Origin of the sequence: Arthrobacter sp. H-02-3 (genome assembly GCF_003097355.1) — a bacterium.
Taxonomy (GTDB): Bacteria; Actinomycetota; Actinomycetes; order Actinomycetales; family Micrococcaceae; genus Arthrobacter; species Arthrobacter humicola.
Genome location: NZ_PYUI01000016.1, coordinates 11230 through 33635 on the forward strand (window position 1 = coordinate 11230; position 22406 = coordinate 33635).

Sequence of the window (22406 nt, forward strand, 5' to 3'; positions counted from 1 at the left end):
CTACATGACTGAAGGTGCTGTAGCCGGCGTCTATCCCCGGGGCGTAAAGCTCGGGGTCGACGTCGGCACCGTCCGCGTGGGCGTCGCGGTCTGTGACCGCGACGGAATCCTGGCGACTCCGCTGCGCACCCTGCAGCGGAACGTGAAAAAGAACACTGACGTGCGCATCCTGGCCGGCCTGGCAGAGGAGCTGGACGCGGTGGAGATTTTCGTAGGACTCCCGCGGACCATGAAGGGCGAAGAGCACGCCTCTGCCCGCATGGCCACAGAGTATGCGCGGCTGCTGGCCGGTGCCCTGCAGGACGCCGGATCTGCTATTCCGGTGCGCCTGATCGACGAGCGGCTCAGCACCGTGTCCGCCCACCGCGCCCTGCACGAAGCTGGCATGAGCAGCCGCGATCACCGTACAGTAGTTGATCAGGTTGCGGCGGCAGGTATTCTGCAACATGCGATTGATATGCAAAAGGCCAGGGGAACGGAGGTCGGAAACCGCGTGTACGCGGAGTCTGCGCCGGGGCCGACCGGAGGCGGCGCACAGACCGGCCCGGCAGTACAGACGCACTCTTCAGAACATGGAAGGCTACAGTGAGCCCGGTCAACAGTGATGACTCCTCCGGTGACGCCCTGAGTGGTGCCGGCCGACCGCTGACGCGCAAAGAGATCAGGGCCCGGGAAAAGCTCCTGGCGACGCAGGGACACAGCGTGATCCCGCCTCAGGCTTTTGAGACGGGACAGGATGATCCGACGCCGGATCCCGCGCCGCCGGCCCGGATCCGGCCCCAAGACCCAGAAGCCCCGACGCCGGCGAGCGTCCCGCCGCAGGCCGGCCCCGAACTTCCCGAAACGGCCCCGGAACTCCCCGAATCCGCCCCGACAGTGCACGAGGAAACCGTGCCTGACATCGCTGCCGACGACGCGCCGGCCCGCGAGCACCTCAGCCGCGAAGAGCCCGCCCGCGAAGAGCCGGCCCGCGAAGACTTCACGCAGATCATCCCCATCCGCGATCTGCCCGCCCGCGAGGACGTGGGCCATGACGAGCCCGCCCACGATGACGCCATCTATGCGGCGGCAGGCCAGCACGGCTACGCAAGCCACCACGATGCGGCTGCCCAGTATGCCGGCCCTCATGACGGCTACGCGCTGCACCCCCACGATGAGGCCCACCATGTTTACGACGACGCCCACGCCCAGGCGCACCCGGAAGCCGAAGACCACAGCGACGCCGGCCACGACCTGATGGCCGGAGCCATCCGCTATGACAAGGTTCCGTCCAAAAAGATCCGCCGCCGGCGCCGCTTCCTGGCCCTGGTGCTGACGCTGACCGTGTTCGTTATTGCCATCGCCGTCGGCGCCCAGTTCCTCAAACCGCTGCTGGGCGCCGACACCGCGGCAGACTACCCCGGACCGGGAACCGGCGACGTCACCGTCACTGTCGAACCCGGCGCCGGGCCGAAGTCCGTGGCCACCGATCTGCAATCGAAGAAGGTCGTGGCCAACGCTGACACGTTCCTCAAGGAGTTCAACGCCGCCGGCGGGTCCCTGAGCCCGGGCACCTTCACGATGCGCCAGGAAATGAAGAACTCCGATGCCGTGGCCATCCTGCTCAACAAGGGCCAGGGCAAGGTGATGTACTTTGCACTCAATGCCGGCTTGCGGATCAGCGAATCCCTCCAGGCCATATCTGAGGGCACCGGGATTTCGGTCCCCGACCTGAAGGCGCTCAGCGACGCGCCCGCGCAGTTCGGCGTCCCGGCCAAGGCCAAAAACCTTGAGGGCTTCCTGGCCCCGGGGGAGTACCGCTTCCCCCTGGGGACCTCCGCCAAGGACATCCTGCAGAAGCTCGTCGGCACCACCCTGGATGAGCTCAAGGCCCAGGGCATCACCGATCCCGCCAAACAGTACGACGTCGTGACGGTCGCCAGCATCGTCCAGGCTGAAGGCGGCCAGGCCGAATACGGCGACGTCGCCGGTGCCATCTATAACCGCCTCAAGCCCAACAACACCGAGACCAACGGACTCATCCAGTCCGATGCCACGGTCACGTACGGTCTGGGCATCCGGAGCTTCCACATCGATGAAGCCCAGAAGGCGGACAAGTCGAACCCGTACAACACCTACGCCAACCCGGGCCTGCCCGCCGGGCCCATCGGCTCTCCCGGCAAGACGGCGATCGACGCCGCCGCCAAGCCCAAGACCAATGACTACCTCTACTGGGTCACCATCAACCTGGACACCAAGGAGACCAAGTTCTCCAAGACACTGGCCGAGCACCTCGGCTACGTGGAGCAGTACAACGCGTGGTGCTCGGCCAACCCGGGACGCTGCGTATGATGCTGCGGGCGGCCGTGCTCGGGCATCCCATCAGCCATTCGAAGTCGCCTGCGTTGCACCGGGCTGCCTACGCCCACCTGGGCGTGGACTTCGCGTACTCCGCCATCGACGTGACGGAGGCCGCGCTGCCGGAATTCATGCGGCAGGTCAGGGATGAAGCGCGAGCGGACGGCGGCTGGCGGGGGCTCTCGGTCACCATGCCGCTGAAAACTGCGATGGTGGCCGAAGTGGACGAGGTCCGGGGCGTGGCACGCGCTCTCGGCGTCGTCAACACCGTCGCCTTCGAATCCGGCGGCGGTAGTGCTGACCATACCCGGCTGGTCGCGTACAACACCGACGTTGCCGGCATCGTCAACGCGCTCCGGCACGCGGGTGCGGCCACGGCGCCCACCGCTGCCGTGCTCGGCGGCGGCGGCACCTCGGCGGCGGCCATTGCCGCGCTCAAAGAACTCGGGGCTGCATCGGCCGATGTCTTCGTGCGGGACGTCAGCCGCGCCGCCGAGGCCCGGGCCGCCTCCGCGGCAGTGAAACTCCCCGTCCGGGTGCTTCCGCTCGCCGGCGCGGCCGCCGCGGTGGCCGCGGCCGACGTCGTCATCTCCACGCTGCCGCCCCGCGCGGCGGACGCGCTGGCCGGCGAACTGGCGGCCGAGCCGCCCCGGCACGCCGAGGCGGGACGCCGCGGCGTGCTCCTGGACGTCGCCTACGATCCCTGGCCCAGCAGGATTGCCGCCGTCTGGCAGGACACGGGCGGGGCCGTGGTCCCCGGCCTTGAAATGCTCATCTACCAGGCAGTGGAGCAGGTGCGGCTCTTCACCGGGCTGGGCGAGGCCATGCCGGCCGGAGTCATAGATGTGATGTGTGACGCAGTCGGGGCGCCCCGACGGGTGTTCTAAGCTCCCGACATGGCAGGATGGAATTTATGTTGCGTTGGTTGACTGCCGGAGAATCCCATGGCCCGGCACTGGTCGGAATAATTGAAGGCGTGCCCGCCGGTGTGGAACTCACCAGCGCCCAGATCAGCGAGGCGCTGGCCCGCCGCCGGCTCGGCTACGGCCGCGGCGCCCGGATGAAATTCGAACAGGACGTCGTCACGATCCTCGGCGGCGTCCGGCACGGCCTGACCCAGGGCGGTCCCGTCGCCATCCAGGTCGGCAACACCGAGTGGCCCAAGTGGGAACAGATCATGTCCTCCGATCCCGTGGCCCCGGAAGTCCTGGCCGACCAGGCCCGGAACGCCCCGCTCACCCGGCCCCGGCCCGGCCACGCCGACTTCACCGGCATGCAGAAATACGGCTTCGACGAGGCCCGCCCGGTCCTGGAGCGTGCCAGCGCCCGCGAGACGGCCACGAGGGTCGCGCTCGGCACGGTCGCCTCCGCCTTCCTTAAGCAGCTCGGGATCGAACTCGTCTCCCACACTGTGTCGATCGCCAGCGTTGCGGTGCCGGAAGGCCGGCCCCTGCCGGTCCCCGCCAACGTGCTGGCCCTTGACGCCGATCCTCTGCGCTGCTTCGACCGCGAAACCTCCGACGCCATGGTGGCCGAAGTCGACGTCGCACACAAGGAAGGCGAAACCTTGGGCGGTGTCGTCGAGGTGCTCGCCTACGGCCTCCCGCCCGGACTCGGCAGCTACGTCCACTGGGACCGGCGCCTCGACTCGCGCCTGGCCGCGGCCCTCATGGGCATCCAGGCCATCAAGGGCGTCGAGGTCGGCGACGGCTTCCTCACGGCGGCCCGCCGCGGTTCGGCCGCCCACGACGAGATCGTCAAGGACGCGAACGGCAAGATCATCCGCACATCCAACCGCGCCGGCGGGATCGAGGGCGGCATGAGCATCGGCGACGTCCTGCGCGTCCGCGCGGCCATGAAGCCGATCGCCACCGTGCCCCGCGCGCTCAAGACCGTGGACGTCAGCACGGGAGAAGCCGCCAAGGCCCACCACCAGCGTTCCGACGTCTGTGCCGTTCCGGCCGCCGGCGTCGTAGCCGAGGCCATGGTGGCCCTCGTGCTCGCCGAAGCGGTCGCAGAAAAATTCGGCGGCGACTCCGTTCAGGAGACCGCCCGCAACATCAAGGGTTACCTGGACAACATTCCGGCGTCCCTGGACTCGATCGGCCACTAGTGCCGGCCTGGAACACCGACGGGCGCTCCGCCGCGGCGAAGCCCGCGGCAAAACACCTCGGCCCGGTTGTCCTGATCGGTCCGATGGCCGTGGGCAAATCGGCGATCGGACAGCAGCTCGCGCAGCACCTGGGATCCGCCTTCGTGGACACCGACGCCGTGGTGGTGGCCCAGCACGGGACGATCGCCGAGATCTTCGCCAGCCGGGGGGAGCATGCCTTCCGTGAGCTGGAGGCCCGGGCCGTGGCCCACGCTATCGAAGAGGCACAGGGCAGCAACGCCGTGATTTCGCTTGGCGGCGGTGCGGTCCTTGACTCCGGCACGCAGCAGCTCCTGGGCCGCTGTACCGTGGTGTACCTCGAATGCGACGCCGAGACCGTGGCGGAACGCATCGCCAGGAATTCGGGCAGGCCGCTGCTGGCAGGCGACGCCATGGGCCGGTGGCGGACCCTCTTCGCCACCCGGCAGCCGGTCTACGAACGGCTCGCCGACCTGGTCCTGGATGTCCGGAGCGGCAGCGTTCCGGAACTGGCTCACCGGCTGGAAGATGCGCTGGGGGAGTATGCCGCGGCGAAAACCGCTGCCGTGCCCGCCCCGGCGGCGACAAAGGAAGTTGAATAGTGAGTACCGAATCAACCGTCATCAAAGTCACCGGACAGACGCCCGGTGAGAACTACGACGTCGTGGTGGGCCGCGGCCTCCTGGCAAGCCTTCCGGGGCTCCTGGGCGAGCGCGTCAAGCGCGTCCTCGTCATCCACCCCCGCGCGCTCCGGCTCACCGGCGACACCGTCCGGGAAGAACTGGCCGCCGCCGGTTTCACCGCGCTGACCGCCGAGATCCCGGACGCCGAAGAAGGCAAGCACATCGAAGTGGCGTCCTTCTGCTGGCAGGTGCTGGGGCAGAACGACTTCACCCGGTCCGACGCCGTCGTCGCTGTCGGCGGCGGCGCCGTGACCGACCTCGCCGGCTTCGTCGCCGCAACCTGGCTCCGCGGCGTCAAGGTCATCCACATGCCCACGAGCCTGCTGGGCATGGTGGACGCCTCCGTCGGCGGCAAAACCGGCATCAACACCGCCGAGGGCAAGAACCTGGTGGGCGCATTCCACCCGCCCGCCGGTGTCCTCGCGGACCTCGACACGCTCGAGACCCTGCCGAAGAACGAGATCATCTCCGGCATGGCCGAGGTCATCAAGTGCGGATTCATCGCCGATCCCGCCATCCTTGAACTGATCGAAAAGGACCCGTCCGCGGTCTCCGATCCGCGCTCGGACATCCTGCGGGAACTGATCGAACGCGCCATCACCGTCAAGGCCCGGGTGGTCTCCGCCGATCTGAAGGAAACCGGCCAGCGCGAGATCCTGAACTACGGCCACACCCTGGGCCACGCGATCGAACTCGCCGAACGCTACTCCTGGCGCCACGGCGCCGCCGTCTCCGTGGGCATGATGTTCGCAGCCGAACTCGCCCGCAGCGTCGGCCGGCTCAGCGACGCCGACGCCGACAGGCACCGCAGCATCCTGGAAAGCCTCGGGCTTCCCATCACCTACCGCCGGGACCGCTGGCAGGCCCTCCTCGACGGCATGCGGCGGGACAAGAAATCCCGCGGCGACCTGCTGCGGTTCGTGGTCCTTGACGGCATCGGCCGGCCCGGCATCCTCGACGTCCCGGACACGTCGCTTCTGTTCGCCGCCTACCAGGAGATTGCCTCCTGATGATGATGGTCAAGGGCGGCACGAGCGAGTGGCCGGATGCCGGGTTTCCCGGCATCCGGATCAATCCGCAAAGCCTGATGCCCCAGATCGTCAACGAAGACGCCATGGCCGAGGCGTTGGCGGCCTCGACCGACCCCGGGGACCTGGTCTTCGTCCGGCTCGTTGAAGGGCATGCGGCCGAGGCCGCCGAACTCCTCGCCGAAGCCCGGTACAAAGACCCCGGCTCGCTCCGGCTGCGGATCTTCGAGGCGGATGTGCTCCGGGTTTCGAACCGGTTCGACCGGGCCGTGGAGGTGTTCCGCCAGCTCCTCGCCGAAACCCAGGGCACCCTGGAAGAGGCGGCCGTCCGCCAGCACCTGGGCCGGGCCTACTTCGCCGGCGGCAACGTCGGCGCCGCCGTCGAATCCTTCGCCAAGGCCCTCGATTTGCGGGTGGCCGGCTCGGCCGACGCGGCCCTCATCTACGCCTCCACGGTCGCGCTGCAGCGTGCCCGGGAAGTGCTGGAACAGCAGTCCTGAGCCTCCGTCGGGCAGCTGCCCACGGGAACCGGTAGAATAGAACTTGGATTTTTGACAAACACGCGCTGGCGGCCGCTCGGCATGCCGGCCCGGCATACGACGTCCGGCCGATCGCACCGGCCGACAAGAACCAGATAGAAACTAAGAGGATACAGTGGCAACCACTAACGACATCAAGAACGGAACCGTCCTTAAGCTTGAGGGCCAGCTTTGGAACATCATCGAGTTCCAGCACGTCAAGCCCGGCAAGGGTGGCGCGTTCGTACGCACCAAGATGCGCAACGTGATGTCCGGCAAGGTCGTCGACAAGACCTTCAACGCCGGGCTCAAGATCGAGACCGCCACGGTTGACCGCCGCGATTACCAGTACCTGTACCAGGATGGCGCGGACTTCGTCTTCATGGATACCTCTGACTTCGACCAGCTCACCGTCCCGGCCGCCACCGTCGGCGACGCCACCAACTTCATGCTCGAAAACCAGATGGTCAACATCGCCATCCACGAGGGCAACCCGCTCTACATCGAGCTGCCCCCGAGCGTCGTTCTCGAGATCACCTACACGGAGCCGGGCCTGCAGGGCGACCGCTCCTCGGCCGGCACCAAGCCCGCCACGCTCGAAACCGGCTACGAGATCCAGGTGCCGCTGTTCGTCGAGAACAACACCAAGGTCAAGGTCGATACCCGTGACGGCAGCTACCTCGGCCGGGTCAACGACTAGTGAGTGCCCGCGGTAAGGCCCGGAACCGGGCCCTCGATGTCCTCTTTGAGGCCGAGCAGCGCTCCGCCTCTGCGTTCGACGTACTGAAGTCGCGCCGCGAGCAGACAGACCAGATCGTCAACCCGTACACCCTCGAAATCGTCGAAGGCGTGGTCTCGCACCAGGCCGCCATCGACGAGTTCCTGGAAACCTACTCGCAGGGCTGGACCCTGGAGCGGATGCCCTCGGTGGACCGCATCATCCTGCGGATCGGCACCTGGGAACTGCTCTACAACGACGACGTCCCGGACGGCGTAGCCGTCAGCGAGGCCGTGGCCCTGGCCAAGACGCTCTCGACCGACGAATCGCCGTCGTTCATCAACGGCCTGCTCGGCCGGCTCCAGCAGCTGAAGCCTTCCCTGCTGGCCTAAGGCTCCCGTCGCAGCGAAGAACCCCGTCCAGGACCGCCTGGACGGGGTTCTTTCGTTCTCCGGAAAGACTTAGCCGACGACGGCGGCACGCAGGGCGGCGATTTCGGCGAGCTGGTGCTGCTCGTCGCGCTGGCGGGCCGGCACGTCCCGGCCGCTGAGGATCCGCTGTCGGGTGAAAGCCAGCCGGGTGGCGGCATCGAACAGAGCCTTCATCTGTGCGCCCCGGCCCACGGACTTGGCCCAGCGCAGTGCGGCACGGCGGCCGCTGCCGGTGGCCAGCATGTCCACCTCGGCCGCGGTGAACCAGCCCGCGGCCGCGTATTCCCTGAGCCGCTGCCGGGTGAGCCTGCGCTCCGCCACCCGCAGCAGCACGATGACCAGTGCCGCCAGGAGGAAGATCGCCACCTGCACGAACACGTACTGGGCCAGGAAATCCTGGCCCATGCTGTTCCAGCCGCTGTGCAGCAGCATCGCAGGGACAAGGCCGGCGATAAACGCCAGGGCGGCGAGCCCGTTGTTCCCGCGCCGCGCGGCGAATCCCATGATGATGCCGGTGGTACCCGTGAAGACGGCGTGGGCGAACGGCGACATCACCCCGCGGAGGAAGAAGACCACCGCCAGGTCCGTGCCGGGATCGCTGGAGTCGGCGATGGCGCGGCCGAAGTACAGGATGTTCTCCGTGAACGCGAAGCCTGCCGCGATCGTGAAGGCGAACACCACGCCGTCGACCGGCCCGTCGATGTCCTTCCGGGCGAACAGCAGGAGCAACAGCAGCCCGAGGGACTTCGCGAATTCCTCCACCACCGGGGCCTGGACGGTCACGGCGAACGTCGTATAGTCCAGCCCCGAGGCGGGCCCGGCCACCAACGAAAAATAGGGCTGGATCAGCATCGTCACCGCTATGGAGACAAGCGCTCCCCAGGCAAACGCGAAAAGCAGCAGCGGTTTCGGCTCCGGCTCCCAACGGTCGATGAAGCGCACCGTCAGCAGCACGGTCCCCAGCGGAACCAGCGAGGCCATGAAACCGACGACGAAGCCGGAGACTCCGGTGCTGGCCAGAAGGAAGGGCAGCACCAGGAAGAGGCTGGCGAAGGCGAGGAGTCCGCCGGCCAGCACGAGCCCCTGCGCGCCGGCGGTACTCCGGCGGTCCCGGACCGGCGCAGGGCCGGGCGGGAGCGCCGGCTGGAACCGGCCGCCGACGTTGGCCGGGGCCTGCCGGTAATCCTCCGGCCGGATCTGCCCCAACCACGTCGGGTTGGTCCGTTGGTCCGGCCCCGGCTGCGGCTCGTTCGTCGTCATGGCATCGAGCCTATGGCCGTGTGAGGTTAAACGCATTCCGGCGGCGGCAGGGGCAACTCCGGCTGTGGTAATTTGAAAGAGCAAATAATCCTTTTTTAATTCCGTCCCGTGAGGCGGGGAAAGGGGAGACGAGCTTTGACTTCCGTGCCATCAGCACCGGGTCCGGCGAACGTTGTGCTCACCCGGGTTGTCCTCAACCAGGCTGACATTGACCGCGCGCTTACTCGTATCGCCCATGAAATTCTTGAGGCCAACAAGGGCTCCCAGGACCTCGTCCTGCTGGGCATCCCGCGCCGGGGCTACCCCCTCGCCGTGCGCCTCGCCGCCAAGATCGCCGCCGCTGATCCCGCTGTGGACGCCGCCGCGATTGTCGGCCAGCTCGACGTCACGATGTTCCGCGACGACCTCTCGCACCAGCCGACGCGGCCCCCGTACCCCACCCAGCTCCCGCGCACCGGGATCGACAACAAAGTCGTTGTCCTCGTGGATGACGTCCTCTACTCCGGACGGACCATCCGCGCCGCCCTGGACGCCATGATCGACCTCGGCCGGCCCAGGATCGTCCGGCTCGCCGTCCTCATCGACCGCGGCCACCGGGAACTGCCGATCCGCGCCGACCACGTGGGCAAGAACCTCCCCACCTCATCCGCCGAGAAGGTCCGTGTCCGGCTCGAGGAAACCGATTCCGCCGCTGGCGGGGAAAATAGCGGCGCCCCCGTCAACGAAGTGGTCATCGAGGCCACCGCATGAGGCACCTGCTCTCCACTGAGGACCTCAGCCTGGCCAACGCCGTCCGCATCCTCGACACCGCCGAGGAAATGGCGGCCGTGGGGGAGCGCGAGGTCAAGAAACTGCCCGCGCTGCGCGGCCGCACCGTGGTCAACCTCTTCTTCGAAGACTCCACCCGGACCCGCATTTCCTTCGAGGCCGCCGCCAAGCGGCTCTCCGCGGACGTCATCAACTTCGCCGCGAAGGGTTCCTCCGTTTCCAAGGGCGAGTCGCTCAAGGACACGGCCCAGACGCTCGCCGCGATGGGTGCGGATGCCGTCGTCATCCGGCACTGGGCCTCCGGCGCCCCGCACCGGCTCGCCGCGACCGACTGGATCGACGCCGCCGTCATCAACGCCGGCGACGGCACCCACGAACACCCCACCCAGGCCCTGCTGGACGCCTTCACGATGCGCCGGCACTGGTCGCAACTGGCCGGGACAGCGTCCGCCGGGGCGGACCTCAAAGGCATGCGCGTCGCCATCGCCGGCGACGTCCTGCACTCACGTGTGGCCCGCTCCAACGTCTGGCTGCTGCGCACCTTGGGCGCCGAGGTCACGCTCGTCGCGCCGCCCACCTTGCTGCCCATCGGCGTCGAAAAATGGCCCTGCGCGGTCAGCTTCGACCTCGACGAGACCATGGCGCAGGGCGTGGACGCGATGATGATGCTCCGCGTCCAGGGCGAGCGGATGAACGCGTCCTTCTTCCCGACCACCCGCGAGTACTCGCGCCGGTGGGGGTTCGATGACAACCGGCTGCGCGCCCTCGACACCCTCGGACTCAAGGACACCATCATCATGCACCCCGGTCCCATGAACCGGGGCCTGGAAATTTCCTCGGCCGCGGCGGACTCGCCCCGCTCCACCGTGCTGGCGCAGGTCCGCAACGGCGTCTCCATCCGGATGGCGGCACTGTACCTGCTGCTTTCCGGGGAGACCCGCGAACAAGCAACCTCCACCGCCGCCTACTCCAAGGAGAGCCACTGATGGCCGAACAGCAACAGCATGCAAGCACCAGCGGCGCCTACCTCATCCGCGGCGCAGCGATCCTGGGCGGAGCCGCCGAGGACCTCCTGATCCGCGACGGCGTCATCGCCGCACGCGGCCAGAACCTCTCAGCCGACGGCGCCACCATCATCGAGGCCGCCGGCCTCGTCGCACTCCCGGGCATGGTCGACATCCACACCCACCTGCGGGAACCCGGCCGCGAAGACGCCGAAACCGTGGAAACCGGCACCCGCGCCGCCGCACTGGGCGGCTACACCGCCGTGCACGCGATGGCCAACAGCACCCCCGTGGCGGACACCGCCGGCGTCGTCGAACAGGTCCTGACCCTTGGCCGGACCGCCGGCTGGGTGGACGTCCGCCCCGTGGGCGCCGTCACCGTGGGCCTGGCCGGGGAGCAGCTGGCCGAACTCGGCGCCATGGCCGACTCCCGCGCCCGGGTGCGCGTCTTCTCCGACGACGGCATCTGCGTCCACGACCCCGTGCTGATGCGCCGCGCCCTGGAATACGTCAAGGCGTTCGACGGCGTCGTCGCCCAGCACGCGCAGGAACCCCGCCTCACCGCCGGCGCCCAGATGAACGAAGGCGAGGTCTCCGCCGTCCTGGGCCTGACCGGCTGGCCCGCGGTCGCCGAAGAGAGCATCATCGCCCGCGACGTGCTGCTCGCCCAGCACGTCGGGTCCCGCCTGCATGTCTGCCACGTCTCCACGGCCGGCTCGGTGGAGATCATCCGCTGGGCCAAATCCCGCGGCGTGAACGTCACCGCCGAGGTCACCCCGCACCACCTCTGGCTCACCGACGAGCTCGCCCGCAGCTATGACCCCGTCTACAAGGTCAACCCGCCGCTGCGCACCGACGCCGACGTCCAGGCCCTCCGCGCCGCGCTGGCCGACGGCACGATCGACGTCGTCGGCACCGACCACGCCCCGCACCCGAGCGAGCACAAGGAATGCGAGTGGGCCCAGGCGGCCATGGGCATGACCGGCCTCGAAACGGCGCTCTCGGTCGTGCAGCACACCATGATCGAAACCGGGCTCATGGGCTGGGAAGACTTCGCCCGCGTCACCTCCACGGCCCCGGCCGCCATCGGCCGGCTCCAGGACCAGGGCCGACCGCTCGAAGCCGGAGAACCCGCCAACGTCATACTCGTCGACCCGGCTGCGCGCTGGACCGTGGACCCTTCTAAGATGGCAACCATGGGCCGTAACTCTCCGTTCGCGGGCCGGGAACTTCCCGGCCGGGTGGTGGCGACGTTCTTCAAGGGCCACCCCACCGTCCTGGACGGCAAACTCAACACCCCGTACCGGTGGCCGGCGGATGCTGTCGACGCCGCACCGGCGGGCCGGCCCTGATGGACCGGCTGCTCGTCCTCGGCATTGCCACCGCGGTGCTCCTCGTTGCGGCGTTTGTGCTGCTGGCGCTCGGCTGGCGGAACCGCCTGCGCCGCCAGGCCGACGTCGAGCCCCTTCCCGAGGTTCCCGCCGACCTCGGCGCCCCGCTGGCCGCCGCCGACGGCCAGTACGTCGCCTCCACCACCGCCGGGGACTGGCTGGACCGGATCGCGGTCCACCACCTGGGCATCCGCACCAACGCCGACCTCAGCGTGCACCCCGAAGGCGCGCTGTTCGAGCGCGCCGGTGCCGGCCCGGTATTCATCCCGGCCGGACGACTCACCGGCGTGCGCCTGGAAAGCGGCATGGCCGGAAAGTTTGTGGAAAAGGACGGCCTGCTGGTGCTCAGCTGGATGCTGGGCTCCCGCGAACTGGACACCGGCTTCCGGACCCGGCATGCCGACGACAAAACGACCCTGCTCAACGCGCTGCAAAAATTGATCTCCGCAGCCCCCCAGGCCAACGCCGATAGTGGAAAGTAACGACGTGACGGACCCCAACGAAGTGATTGAGAAAACAGTGACAGAAGCTGCAGAGCCAGCAACCGCTGCCGCGGCAGCATCCACCCCCGCAGTCCTCGTGCTCGAAGACGGCCGGATATTCCGCGGCACCAGCTACGGCGCCACCGGAACCGCGCTTGGCGAGGCGGTCTTCGCAACCGGAATGACCGGCTACCAGGAGACCATCACGGACCCCTCCTACGCGCGCCAGCTCGTGGTCCAGACCGCGCCGCACATCGGCAACACCGGCGTCAACTCCGACGACGCCGAATCCCGCCGCATCTGGGTGGCCGGCTACATCGTCCGCGACGCCGCCCGCCGGCCCTCAAACTGGCGCTCCGAGCGGTCCCTGGACGACGAACTCGTCGAGCAGGGGATCGTCGGCATCCAGGGCGTGGACACCCGCGCCATCACCCGCCACCTGCGCGAACACAAGACCATGCGCGCCGGCATCTTCTCCGGAGACGCCGCCCGCGCCACGGACAAGGAACTCGTCGACGCCGTCCTGGCCAGCGCCCCGATGGAAGGCTCACGGCTCGCCGAGGAAGTCAGCGTTGACGCCGCGTACACGGTGGAACCCAAGGACTTCGGCTGGGACGGCGAACCCCGCTTCAGCATCGCCGCGATCGACCTCGGCATCAAGCGGATGACCCCTGTCCGGTTCGCCGAACGCGGCGTCCGGGTGCACGTGCTGCCCGCCACTGCAACCCTCGCCGACGTCCAGGCCGTCAACCCCGACGGCTTCTTCATGTCCAACGGCCCCGGCGACCCCGCCACCGCGGACAACCAGGTCAAACTGCTGCGCTCGGTGCTCGATGAGAAGATCCCGTACTTCGGCATCTGCTTCGGCAACCAGATCCTGGGCCGCGCTCTCGGCTTCGGCACCTACAAGCTGCGCTACGGCCACCGCGGCCTGAACCAGCCGGTCATGGACCGCCGCACCGGCAAGGTGGAAATCACCTCGCAGAACCACGGCTTCGCCGTCGACGCCCCGCTCGACGGCGCCACGCAGGCACCCGAGGAGCGCTACGGCCGCGTCGAGGTCAGCCACGTCAGCCTCAACGACGACGTCGTCGAGGGACTCTCCTGCCTCGACATCCCCGCGTTCTCGGTGCAGTACCACCCCGAAGCGGCCGCCGGCCCCCACGACGCCGCCTACCTCTTCGACCGCTTCATCGATCTGATGGCGGACGCTTCTGCAAAGACAGCAACAGACACAAAGACTGCCACCGAACACAAGACTGAGGACAAGAAGTAATGCCCAAGAGAACTGACCTCAAGAGCGTCATGGTCATCGGGTCCGGCCCGATCGTGATCGGCCAGGCGGCCGAATTCGACTACTCCGGCACCCAGGCACTGCGCGTCCTCAAGGAGGAAGGCCTGCGGGTCATCCTCGTCAACTCCAACCCGGCCACCATCATGACGGACCCCGAGTTCGCCGACGCCACCTACGTGGAGCCGATCACCCCCGAGGTGGTCGAGAAGATCATCGCCAAAGAGCGCCCCGACGCGCTCCTGCCCACCCTCGGCGGGCAGACGGCCCTCAACACGGCCATCGCGCTGGACAAGAACGGCGTCCTGGAGAAGTACAACGTCGAGCTGATCGGTGCCAACATCGCCGCGATCGAGCTGGGCGAGGACCGTGAGAAGTTCAAGGGCGTCGTGGAGCGCTGCGGCGCCGAGTCGGCGCGCAGCCACATCATCCACACCATGGACGAGGCACTCGCCGCCGCAGAGGACCTCGGCTACCCGATGGTCGTCCGGCCCTCCTTCACCATGGGCGGCCTCGGCTCCGGCCTGGCCTACGACGAGAACGACCTCCGCCGGATCGTCGGCCAGGGCCTGCAGTACAGCCCCACCAGCGAGGTGCTGCTCGAAGAGAGCATCCTCGGCTGGAAGGAATACGAGCTCGAGATGATGCGGGACAAGAACGACAACGTCGTGGTGGTCTGCTCCATCGAGAACTTCGACCCCGTCGGCGTCCACACCGGTGACTCCATCACGGTCGCTCCCGCCCTGACCCTCACCGACCGCGAATACCAGCGGCTGCGCGATATCTCCATCGCCGTCATCCGCGAAGTCGGCGTCGACACCGGCGGCTGCAACATCCAGTTCGCGGTCGAACCGCACACCGGGCGGGTCGTCGTCATTGAAATGAACCCGCGCGTCTCGCGCTCCTCGGCCCTTGCCTCGAAGGCCACCGGCTTCGCGATCGCCAAGATCGCCACCAAGCTCTCCCTCGGCTACACCCTGGACGAGATCCCCAACGACATCACCCAGAAGACCCCGGCGTCTTTCGAACCGACCCTGGACTACGTCGTCGTGAAGGTTCCGCGCTTCGCGTTCGAGAAGTTCCCGGCAGCCGACCCCACCCTGACCACCACCATGAAGTCGGTGGGCGAAGCCATGGCCATGGGCCGGAACTTCACCGAGGCCCTGCAGAAGGCCCTGCGCTCCCTGGAGCAGAAGGGCTCCCAGCTGGACTTCAGCCACGTCCCGGAATGGGAAGTCGCGGAGCTGATCGAGAAGTCCAAGCGGCCCACCACCGAACGCCTGCACCAGGTCCAGCGCGCCCTGCTCGGCGGCGCCACCGTGGAGCAGCTCTTCGAGGCCACCAAGATCGATCCCTGGTACCTGGACCAGCTCCAGCTGCTCAACGAGATCTCCCGGGAGATCCGCAAGTCCAGCGCCCTGACCCACGAGATGCTGCAGCGCGCCAAGCGCCACGGCTTCTCCGACGAACAGATCGGTGCCCTGACGCACAACTCCGAGGCCGTCGTCCGCGGCGTCCGGCAGGCCCTGGGCATCCGCCCGGTCTACAAGACCGTGGACACCTGCGCCGCCGAGTTCGCCGCCTACACCCCGTACCACTACTCGTCCTATGACGAGGAGGACGAGGTGGCGCTGCACGCCAAACCGTCGATCATCATCCTCGGCTCCGGGCCGAACCGGATCGGCCAGGGCATCGAGTTCGACTACTCCTGCGTCCACGCCTCCATGGCGCTGCGCAAGGCCGGCTACGAGACCGTCATGGTCAACTGCAACCCCGAAACCGTCTCCACCGACTACGACGTCTCCACCCGCCTGTACTTCGAACCGCTCACCCTCGAGGACGTCCTCGAGGTCATCGCGGCCGAGGAACGCACCGGCGGCGTCATGGGCGTCTTCGTCCAGCTCGGCGGCCAGACCCCGCTCAAGCTCGCCCAGCAGCTTGCCGATGCCGGCGTGCCCATCCTCGGCACGTCCCCGGAGGCGATCGACCTCGCCGAGCACCGCGGCGCCTTCTCCCAGGTCCTCGACAAGGCCGGGCTCATCTCGCCCAAGAACGGCACCGCCGTGTCCTTCGAGGACGCCAAGAAGATCGCCGACGAGATCGGCTACCCCGTGCTGGTGCGCCCGTCCTACGTCCTGGGCGGCCGCGGCATGGAGATCGTCTACGACGAGCCCAACCTCTCCCGCTACATCGCGAACGCCACCGAGATCACCCCGGAGCACCCGGTGCTGATCGACCGGTTCCTGGAAGACGCCGTCGAAATCGACGTCGACGCCCTGTACGACGGCACGGAGATGTACCTCGGCGGCATCATGGAACACATTGAGGAAGCCGGCATCCACTCCGGCGACTCCGCGTGTGTCCTGCCGCCGATCACGCTCGGGAACAACGTCCTGGAGCGGGTCCGCACCGCCACCCTCGCCATCGCCGAAGGCGTCGGCGTCCGCGGCCTGATCAACATCCAGTTCGCCCTGGCCTCCGACGTCCTGTACGTCCTGGAAGCCAACCCGCGCGCCTCGCGCACCGTGCCGTTCGTCTCCAAGGCCACCGGCGTCCAGATGGCGAAGGCCGCGGCCCTGATCGGCACCGGCGTCACCATCAACCAGCTCCGCAGCGCATACAAGATGCTGCCGGAGACCGGCGACGGCTCCACCCTGCCGCTGGAAGCGCCCGTCTCGGTCAAGGAAGCCGTGCTGCCCTTCAGCCGCTTCCGCACCCCCGAGGGCAAGGTGGTGGACTCCCTGCTCGGCCCCGAAATGCGGTCCACCGGCGAGGTCATGGGCATTGACAAGCACTTCGACACGGCCTTCGCCAAGAGCCAGGCCGCCGCGAACAACGCCCTGCCCACCGAGGGCAAGATCTTCGTCTCCGTGGCGAACCGGGACAAGCGCTCGGTGATCATGGGCGTCAAGCGGCTCTCCGACCTCGGCTTCGAGATCGTCTCCACCGGCGGCACGGCGGACGTTCTGCGCCGCAACGGCATCCAGGCCACCCCCGTCCGGAAGGTTGCCGAGGGCTCCAGCGCCGAGGGCGAAGGCACCATCGCGGACCTGATCGTCGCCGGCGAAATCGACATGGTCTTCAACACGCCCTCCGGCGGCGAAGCCCGCAGCGACGGCTACGAACTGCGTGCGGCGGCAACGTCGATCGGCATCCCGTGCATCACCACTGTGGCGGAATTCAACGCCGCGGTCCAGGCCATCGAGGCGCTGCGCACCTACGAATGGTCCGTCACGAGCCTGCAGGAGCACGCCGCCTACCTCAAGGCCCTCCAGGATGCCTGAGGCAGGCACCGCAGCACCGTCCGGCCGGGAGTCCTTCGGCTCCCGGCTGGGGCGGGCCATGGCGGCCCGCGGCCCGCTGTGCGTCGGCATTGATCCGCACCCGGCCCTCCTGCAGCAGTGGGGCCTGACGGACGACGCCGCCGGGCTGGAGCGCTTCTCGCTGACCGTTCTGGAGGCCGTGGGCTCCCTCGCTGCCGCGGTCAAGCCGCAAGTGGCCTTGTACGAACGTCACGGCTCGGCCGGGATCGCCGTGCTCGAACGCACCCTGGCCGCGGCGGCGGAAGCCTCCGTGCTGACCATCGCGGACGCCAAACGCGGCGACATCGGCTCCACGATGGCCGCCTATGCCGACGCCTGGCTGAGGGACGGCTCTGCGCTGGCCGCGGATTCGGTCACGCTGAGCCCGTACCTGGGCTTCGAGTCGCTCCGGCCCGCCCTGGACCTGGCGGCCGGGGCCGGGCGGGGCGTGTTCGTGCTCGCGCTGACCTCCAACCCGGAAGGCGCGTCCGTGCAGCATGTCGGCGGGGCGGACTCCGTTGCGCGGCGGATCACGGAGGCTGCCGCGGCGGAAAACCGGCGCTACGAAGGATCCCTCGGTTCGGTGGGACTCGTGGTCGGAGCCACGGTGGGCACGGCCCTCACCGAGCTCGGTCTCGACCTCGCGGCGGTCCGCGGGCCCATCCTTGCCCCCGGACTGGGCGCGCAGGGGGCCACGGCCGCGGACCTGCGGCGCACCTTCGGTGCGGCGTATCCCCAGGTCCTGGGCACCTCCAGCCGGGACATCCTCGGCGCCGGGCCGTCGGTGTCGGCCCTTCAGGACGCCGCGCGGCGTACCCTCGAGGAGCTCCTCGCGGCCTGACACCGCCGCCGGGACCGTCCCGGGCCCGGCGCCGCCGGTCCCGGGACGCGGGCTTTCCCCTTCGGGAGCTGTCCCGTCCCGGTCGTCCAGAGTTTTCCATTGATTTCTGCGGTCACCAGACGGTAGGTTCAGGACAGGACTGCGGCATGGGCAACGGTGCCCGTCCGGCTAGGCAGTCCGGCCATGCAGGGAGGACTTCAATGAGTTTGAAACCCCTCACTCCGCAGGAGCGTTCCGACGCCCTTCGCAAGGCCGCTGCAGCCAGGGCCACCAGGGCCGCGGCCAAGGAGCGGCTCAAGACGGGGGAGCTGAGCATTGCCGACGTCATCAGTTCCGCCGAAACCGACGACGCCATTGCCCGCATGAGGATCGTCGAGCTGCTGGAGGCCCTCCCCGGGATCGGCCGGGTCCGGGCGGCGGCCATCATGGAGCAGCTCGGCATCGCCCAGTCCAGGCGGGTCCGCGGCCTGGGAATCCACCAGCGCCGGGCGCTGGTAGATTTTATTGACGACAAATAGTTCGCTCCGCCGAGCTGCCCCACCACCGCCCAAAGGAATATGTGAGCAAGAAACCGGGACTGACAGTCCTCGCCGGACCGACGGCTGTTGGCAAAGGCACCGTGTCCACCTACATCCGGGACAACTATCCCGGCGTCTGGCTCTCCGTATCGGCCACGACGCGCCCGCCGCGGCCGGGGGAGCAGGACGGCATCCACTACTTCTTCAAGTCGGCCGAGGAATTCGATTCCCTGATCGAAAACGGCGAGCTGCTCGAATGGGCCGTGGTCCACGGCCGCAATCGCTACGGTACGCTGCGCAGCACGGTGGAAGCCGCCATCGCGGAGGGCCGCTCCGTGCTGCTGGAGATCGACCTGCAAGGCGCGCGGCAGGTCAAGGAGGCCGTCCCGGACGCCCAGTTTGTCTTCCTGGCGCCTCCGAGCTGGGACGAAATGGTCCGCCGGCTGGTCGGCCGCGGCACCGAAAGCGCCGAAGAACAGCGGCAGAGGCTGGAAACCGCTAAACTAGAACTTGCCGCTGAACCGGAGTTCGACCACACCGTCATCAATGATGACGTTCGTCGGGCAGCGGACGAGCTTGTTTCACTCATGGGGCTGACCCCGAACCCGTAGCTCAGGCGCCGGGACGTACCGGCCCGTTAGAATTTGGAGAATTCGTGTCCACGAACCTTGAAGGCATCATCAACCCGCCGATCGACGAGCTGCTGAAGGCCGCCGACTCGAAGTACGGACTGGTGATTTTCGGTGCCAAGCGCGCGCGCCAGATCAACGCGTACTACGCCCAGCTGCACGAGGGCCTGTTTGAGTACGTCGGTCCGCTGGTCGACACCAAGCTCAACGAGAAGTCACTCTCGATCGCCCTGCGCGAAATCAACGAAGGCAAGCTCGTTTCCACGCCGATCCAGCCTGCAGAGTAGTTCCGCAGACGCAGACGGAGATCACGTGCGCATAGTCCTCGGAGTCGGGGGAGGGATTGCCGCCTATAAGGTGGCGTCGCTCCTCCGGCTTTTTACTGAAGCCGGCCATGACGTCACCGTCATCCCCACGGAGGCGGCCACCCGCTTCGTCGGCGTTGCCACCTGGGAGGCGCTTTCCGGGCACCCGGTGAGCAACAGCGTGTTCGACGCCGTCCACACCGTCAACCATGTCCGGCTCGGCCACGAGGCCGAGCTGATCGTGGTGGCTCCTGCCACGGCCGATCTCCTGGCCCGTGCGGCCACCGGCCAGGCCGATGACCTCCTCACCAACACCCTGCTCATGGCCGGCGACTGCCCCGTGGTCATGGCCCCGGCCATGCACACCGAAATGTGGCAGCACCCGGCCACCCAGGCCAATGTCGAAACCCTGCGCAGCCGCGGCGTCACCGTGCTGGAACCCGCGAGCGGCCGGCTGACCGGCGCCGACTCCGGCCCCGGCCGGCTGCCCGAGCCCGGGGCGATCTTCACCGCGGCCATGGCCCTCGCCGGTGCGGCCGCCGCTCCGGCAGCACCTCCGGCCGCCCCGGACATGGAGCCGCGCACTTCTTCGGACCCGGCCGTCGCCGTGCCGTCGGCGATCCGGCCCCTGGCCGGGCTCACCGTGACCATCAGTGCCGGGGGCACCCGGGAACCGCTGGACCCCGTGCGGTTCCTCGGCAACCGTTCCTCCGGCAAACAGGGCGTGGCCCTGGCCGCCGCCGCTCTCGATGCCGGCGCCCGGGTCCGCCTGCTGGCCGCCCACATGGAGGTCCCGGCGCCCGCCGGCGTCGAACTCGTCCAGGTGGAGACGGCCCTGGAACTGCGGAAGGCGGCGCTGCACGCGGCCGCGGACTCCGACGTCGTCATCATGGCCGCCGCCGTCGCGGACTTCCGCCCCGCGGACGTTTCCGGTACCAAGATCAAGAAGCGCGACGACGTCGCGGACCCCGTGATTAACCTGGTGCGCAACCCCGACATCCTGCGGGAGCTCGTCGAGGTCCGCGACGCCGCCTCCCGGAACCAGCTGATCGTCGGCTTCGCCGCCGAGACCGGCGACGCCGGCGGTGACGTGCTCGAGTACGCCCTGGCCAAGCTGCACCGGAAGGCCTGTGACCTGCTGGTGGTCAACCAGGTGGGACGGGACAAGGTCTTTGGCGAAGACACGAACTCCGTAGTCATCCTTTCCCGCGCCGGCTCCGAACCCCAAGAGGCGTCGGGTTCCAAATCCGACGTTGCGGCTGCCGTGATCGACCGGGTCAGCGCCGAGCTGAGCCGGGTTGTACCGCCGGCCTAGGCCCGGCGTAACCAAGGTCTCCTTAGCATGGAGACACACGCCGCCGGACGTCCGTTTTCCAACCAGTAAGGTAGTTGAGTGACTTTACCGCTGCACATCCCTGACTTCCACGGGTCTACGCCCGCCGCGCTCCGGCTCTTCACGTCCGAGTCCGTGACAGAAGGCCACCCCGACAAAATCTGTGACCAGATCAGCGATGCGATCCTCGACGCCCTCCTCGCCAAGGACCCGGAGTCCCGGGTGGCCGTGGAGACGCTGGCCACCACCGGGCTGGTCCACGTGGCCGGCGAGGTCACCACCGACGCCTACGTCGAGATCCCGCAGATCGTCCGGGAGACCATCCTGGGCATCGGGTACGACTCCTCGGCCAACGGCTTCGACGGCGCCCGGTGCGGCGTCTCGGTCTCCATCGGCCAGCAGTCCAACGACATCGCCGGCGGCGTGTTCAACTCGCTCGAAGCCCGCGAGGGACGCCAGGAGGACGACTACGACCTCCAGGGCGCCGGCGACCAGGGACTCATGTTCGGCTACGCCAGCGACGAGACCCCGTCCTACATGCCCGTGCCGATCTGGCTCGCGCACCGGCTCTCCGAGCGGCTGACCGAGGTCCGCAAGAACGGCGAGCTCGCGTACCTGCGCCCCGACGGCAAGACCCAGGTCACCGTGGGCTACGACGGCGACCGCCCGGTCTCGGTCGAGACCGTCGTCATCTCCAGCCAGCACGCCGAGGGCGCCAGCCTGGACCAGCTCCGTGCCGACCTCGCCGAGCACGTGGTGGATCCGGTCATGGCACTGTCCAACCTGGACACCTCGCGGACGCACAACATCCTGAACCCCGCCGGCGCCTTCGTCATTGGCGGCCCGGTGGGCGACGCCGGCCTGACCGGCCGCAAGATCATCGTCGACACCTACGGCGGCATGGCCCGTCACGGCGGCGGCGCGTTCTCCGGCAAGGATCCGTCGAAGGTGGACCGCTCGGCCGCGTACGCCATGCGCTGGGTCGCCAAGAACGTGGTAGCGGCCGGCCTCGCCAAGCGCGCCGAAATCCAGATCGCGTACGCGATCGGCCAGGCCCGCCCGGTGGGAACCTACGTTGAGACGTTCGGCACCGAAACCGTCGACCCGGCCCGGATCAGCGCCGCGATCGCGGAGATCTTCGACCTCCGCCCGCGCGCCATCATCGACGCCCTGGACCTCAAGCGTCCGATCTACGCCAAGACCGCCGCCCACGGGCACTTCGGCCGCGAAGACCCGGACTTCACGTGGGAGCGGCTGGACCGGGTGGACGAGCTGAAGGCCTTCTTCAACGCCTAAGGCCCGAGACCGCACTGGTGATGGAAACGTTATTGCTGCTCCCATAAATGTCAGTGCCTTAAATGTCAGTGCCTTGTGATCTGCTGTAGCCAGGCCGCCGTCAGGTGGCCTGGCTACATGCAATTTAGCCGTTGTCGAAA

General features: G+C 68.2%; 22 protein-coding genes. 21 read left to right on the forward strand and 1 reads right to left on the reverse strand.

Going from position 1 to position 22406, the window contains the following annotated elements:
* Positions 1-4: 4 nt before the first annotated feature.
* The 9 genes from ruvX to nusB all read left to right on the forward strand — a co-directional run bounded on the left by ruvX (position 5) and on the right by nusB (position 7807).
* Positions 5-589, forward strand: a complete 585-nt coding sequence (ruvX, locus tag C9424_RS14915; RefSeq protein ID WP_116767607.1) for a Holliday junction resolvase RuvX — start codon at positions 5-7, stop codon at positions 587-589.
* Complete coding sequence (gene mltG / locus C9424_RS14920; protein WP_116767609.1) at positions 586-2331, forward strand: endolytic transglycosylase MltG; 1746 nt, start codon at positions 586-588, stop codon at positions 2329-2331. Before ruvX ends, mltG begins: the two co-directional genes overlap by 4 nt.
* Complete coding sequence (locus C9424_RS14925; RefSeq protein WP_116767731.1) at positions 2328-3224, forward strand: shikimate dehydrogenase; 897 nt, start codon at positions 2328-2330, stop codon at positions 3222-3224. Before mltG ends, C9424_RS14925 begins: the two co-directional genes overlap by 4 nt.
* Before the next feature lie 26 nt (positions 3225-3250).
* The gene (aroC, locus tag C9424_RS14930) at positions 3251-4450 is read left to right on the forward strand and encodes a chorismate synthase (RefSeq protein WP_116767611.1); all 1200 of its coding nucleotides are present in this window, start codon (positions 3251-3253) and stop codon (positions 4448-4450) included.
* Positions 4451-4521: 71 nt separating this feature from the next.
* Positions 4522-5070: a shikimate kinase gene (locus C9424_RS14935; RefSeq protein WP_425547233.1), complete on the forward strand. Its 549-nt coding sequence runs from the start codon at positions 4522-4524 to the stop codon at positions 5068-5070.
* On the forward strand, positions 5070-6161 hold the full coding sequence (aroB, locus tag C9424_RS14940; protein ID WP_116767613.1) for a 3-dehydroquinate synthase: 1092 nt from the start codon (positions 5070-5072) through the stop codon (positions 6159-6161). Before C9424_RS14935 ends, aroB begins: the two co-directional genes overlap by 1 nt.
* On the forward strand, positions 6161-6679 hold the full coding sequence (locus C9424_RS14945; RefSeq protein ID WP_116767615.1) for a tetratricopeptide repeat protein: 519 nt from the start codon (positions 6161-6163) through the stop codon (positions 6677-6679). Before aroB ends, C9424_RS14945 begins: the two co-directional genes overlap by 1 nt.
* A gap of 154 nt (positions 6680-6833) precedes the next feature.
* On the forward strand, positions 6834-7397 hold the full coding sequence (gene efp, locus C9424_RS14950) for an elongation factor P (RefSeq protein WP_056739180.1): 564 nt from the start codon (positions 6834-6836) through the stop codon (positions 7395-7397).
* The gene (gene nusB, locus C9424_RS14955; RefSeq protein ID WP_091251831.1) at positions 7397-7807 is read left to right on the forward strand and encodes a transcription antitermination factor NusB; all 411 of its coding nucleotides are present in this window, start codon (positions 7397-7399) and stop codon (positions 7805-7807) included. Before efp ends, nusB begins: the two co-directional genes overlap by 1 nt.
* A gap of 69 nt (positions 7808-7876) precedes the next feature.
* Here the strand turns inward: nusB and C9424_RS14960 are convergent, their stop codons facing one another.
* Positions 7877-9106, reverse strand: a complete 1230-nt coding sequence (locus C9424_RS14960; protein ID WP_202615889.1) for a PrsW family intramembrane metalloprotease — start codon at positions 9104-9106, stop codon at positions 7877-7879.
* Between the two features lie 135 nt (positions 9107-9241).
* Here C9424_RS14960 and pyrR point away from each other — a divergent pair, with 135 nt between their 5' ends.
* The 12 genes from pyrR to metK all read left to right on the forward strand — a co-directional run bounded on the left by pyrR (position 9242) and on the right by metK (position 22266).
* Positions 9242-9856: a bifunctional pyr operon transcriptional regulator/uracil phosphoribosyltransferase PyrR gene (pyrR, locus tag C9424_RS14965; protein WP_116767617.1), complete on the forward strand. Its 615-nt coding sequence runs from the start codon at positions 9242-9244 to the stop codon at positions 9854-9856.
* Positions 9853-10860, forward strand: a complete 1008-nt coding sequence (locus C9424_RS14970; protein ID WP_116767619.1) for an aspartate carbamoyltransferase catalytic subunit — start codon at positions 9853-9855, stop codon at positions 10858-10860. Before pyrR ends, C9424_RS14970 begins: the two co-directional genes overlap by 4 nt.
* Positions 10860-12230, forward strand: a complete 1371-nt coding sequence (locus tag C9424_RS14975; protein ID WP_116767621.1) for a dihydroorotase — start codon at positions 10860-10862, stop codon at positions 12228-12230. The genes C9424_RS14970 and C9424_RS14975 overlap by 1 nt, the downstream gene beginning before the upstream one ends.
* The gene (locus C9424_RS14980; protein WP_116767623.1) at positions 12230-12751 is read left to right on the forward strand and encodes a PH-like domain-containing protein; all 522 of its coding nucleotides are present in this window, start codon (positions 12230-12232) and stop codon (positions 12749-12751) included. The genes C9424_RS14975 and C9424_RS14980 overlap by 1 nt, the downstream gene beginning before the upstream one ends.
* A gap of 37 nt (positions 12752-12788) precedes the next feature.
* Positions 12789-14027 carry a glutamine-hydrolyzing carbamoyl-phosphate synthase small subunit gene (carA, locus tag C9424_RS14985; protein ID WP_116767737.1) on the forward strand — a complete coding sequence of 413 codons (1239 nt, stop codon included), beginning with the start codon at positions 12789-12791 and terminating at the stop codon, positions 14025-14027.
* On the forward strand, positions 14027-17326 hold the full coding sequence (gene carB / locus C9424_RS14990) for a carbamoyl-phosphate synthase large subunit (protein ID WP_116767625.1): 3300 nt from the start codon (positions 14027-14029) through the stop codon (positions 17324-17326). The genes carA and carB overlap by 1 nt, the downstream gene beginning before the upstream one ends.
* A complete protein-coding gene (gene pyrF / locus C9424_RS14995) occupies positions 17319-18185 on the forward strand; it encodes an orotidine-5'-phosphate decarboxylase (RefSeq protein ID WP_116767627.1) in 867 nt (288 codons plus the stop codon). Before carB ends, pyrF begins: the two co-directional genes overlap by 8 nt.
* A gap of 200 nt (positions 18186-18385) precedes the next feature.
* Positions 18386-18703, forward strand: a complete 318-nt coding sequence (gene mihF / locus C9424_RS15000) for an integration host factor, actinobacterial type (RefSeq protein WP_091251818.1) — start codon at positions 18386-18388, stop codon at positions 18701-18703.
* Positions 18704-18744: 41 nt separating this feature from the next.
* A complete protein-coding gene (gmk, locus tag C9424_RS15005; protein WP_116767629.1) occupies positions 18745-19314 on the forward strand; it encodes a guanylate kinase in 570 nt (189 codons plus the stop codon).
* Between the two features lie 44 nt (positions 19315-19358).
* Positions 19359-19619, forward strand: a complete 261-nt coding sequence (gene rpoZ, locus C9424_RS15010; RefSeq protein WP_091251816.1) for a DNA-directed RNA polymerase subunit omega — start codon at positions 19359-19361, stop codon at positions 19617-19619.
* Positions 19620-19644: 25 nt separating this feature from the next.
* Positions 19645-20952 carry a bifunctional phosphopantothenoylcysteine decarboxylase/phosphopantothenate synthase gene (locus tag C9424_RS15015; RefSeq protein ID WP_116767631.1) on the forward strand — a complete coding sequence of 436 codons (1308 nt, stop codon included), beginning with the start codon at positions 19645-19647 and terminating at the stop codon, positions 20950-20952.
* A gap of 78 nt (positions 20953-21030) precedes the next feature.
* A complete protein-coding gene (gene metK, locus C9424_RS15020) occupies positions 21031-22266 on the forward strand; it encodes a methionine adenosyltransferase (protein WP_116767633.1) in 1236 nt (411 codons plus the stop codon).
* The last annotated feature ends 140 nt before the right edge of the window (positions 22267-22406 follow it).

Excerpts from the sequence above, each read along its gene's own strand:
- C9424_RS14925 (WP_116767731.1), top strand. The coding sequence starts at position 2,328 with ATGATGCTGCGGGCGGCCGTGCTCGGGCATCCCATCAGCCATTCGAAG.
- mihF (WP_091251818.1), top strand. The coding sequence starts at position 18,386 with ATGAGTTTGAAACCCCTCACTCCGCAGGAGCGTTCCGACGCCCTTCGC.
- C9424_RS14960 (WP_202615889.1), bottom strand. The coding sequence starts at position 9,106 with ATGACGACGAACGAGCCGCAGCCGGGGCCGGACCAACGGACCAACCCG.
- C9424_RS14975 (WP_116767621.1), top strand. The coding sequence starts at position 10,860 with ATGGCCGAACAGCAACAGCATGCAAGCACCAGCGGCGCCTACCTCATC.
- C9424_RS14980 (WP_116767623.1), top strand. The coding sequence starts at position 12,230 with ATGGACCGGCTGCTCGTCCTCGGCATTGCCACCGCGGTGCTCCTCGTT.
- C9424_RS14970 (WP_116767619.1), top strand. The coding sequence starts at position 9,853 with ATGAGGCACCTGCTCTCCACTGAGGACCTCAGCCTGGCCAACGCCGTC.
- ruvX (WP_116767607.1), top strand. The coding sequence starts at position 5 with ATGACTGAAGGTGCTGTAGCCGGCGTCTATCCCCGGGGCGTAAAGCTC.
- aroC (WP_116767611.1), top strand. The coding sequence starts at position 3,251 with ATGTTGCGTTGGTTGACTGCCGGAGAATCCCATGGCCCGGCACTGGTC.
- carB (WP_116767625.1), top strand. The coding sequence starts at position 14,027 with ATGCCCAAGAGAACTGACCTCAAGAGCGTCATGGTCATCGGGTCCGGC.
- pyrF (WP_116767627.1), top strand. The coding sequence starts at position 17,319 with ATGCCTGAGGCAGGCACCGCAGCACCGTCCGGCCGGGAGTCCTTCGGC.
- C9424_RS14945 (WP_116767615.1), top strand. The coding sequence starts at position 6,161 with ATGATGATGGTCAAGGGCGGCACGAGCGAGTGGCCGGATGCCGGGTTT.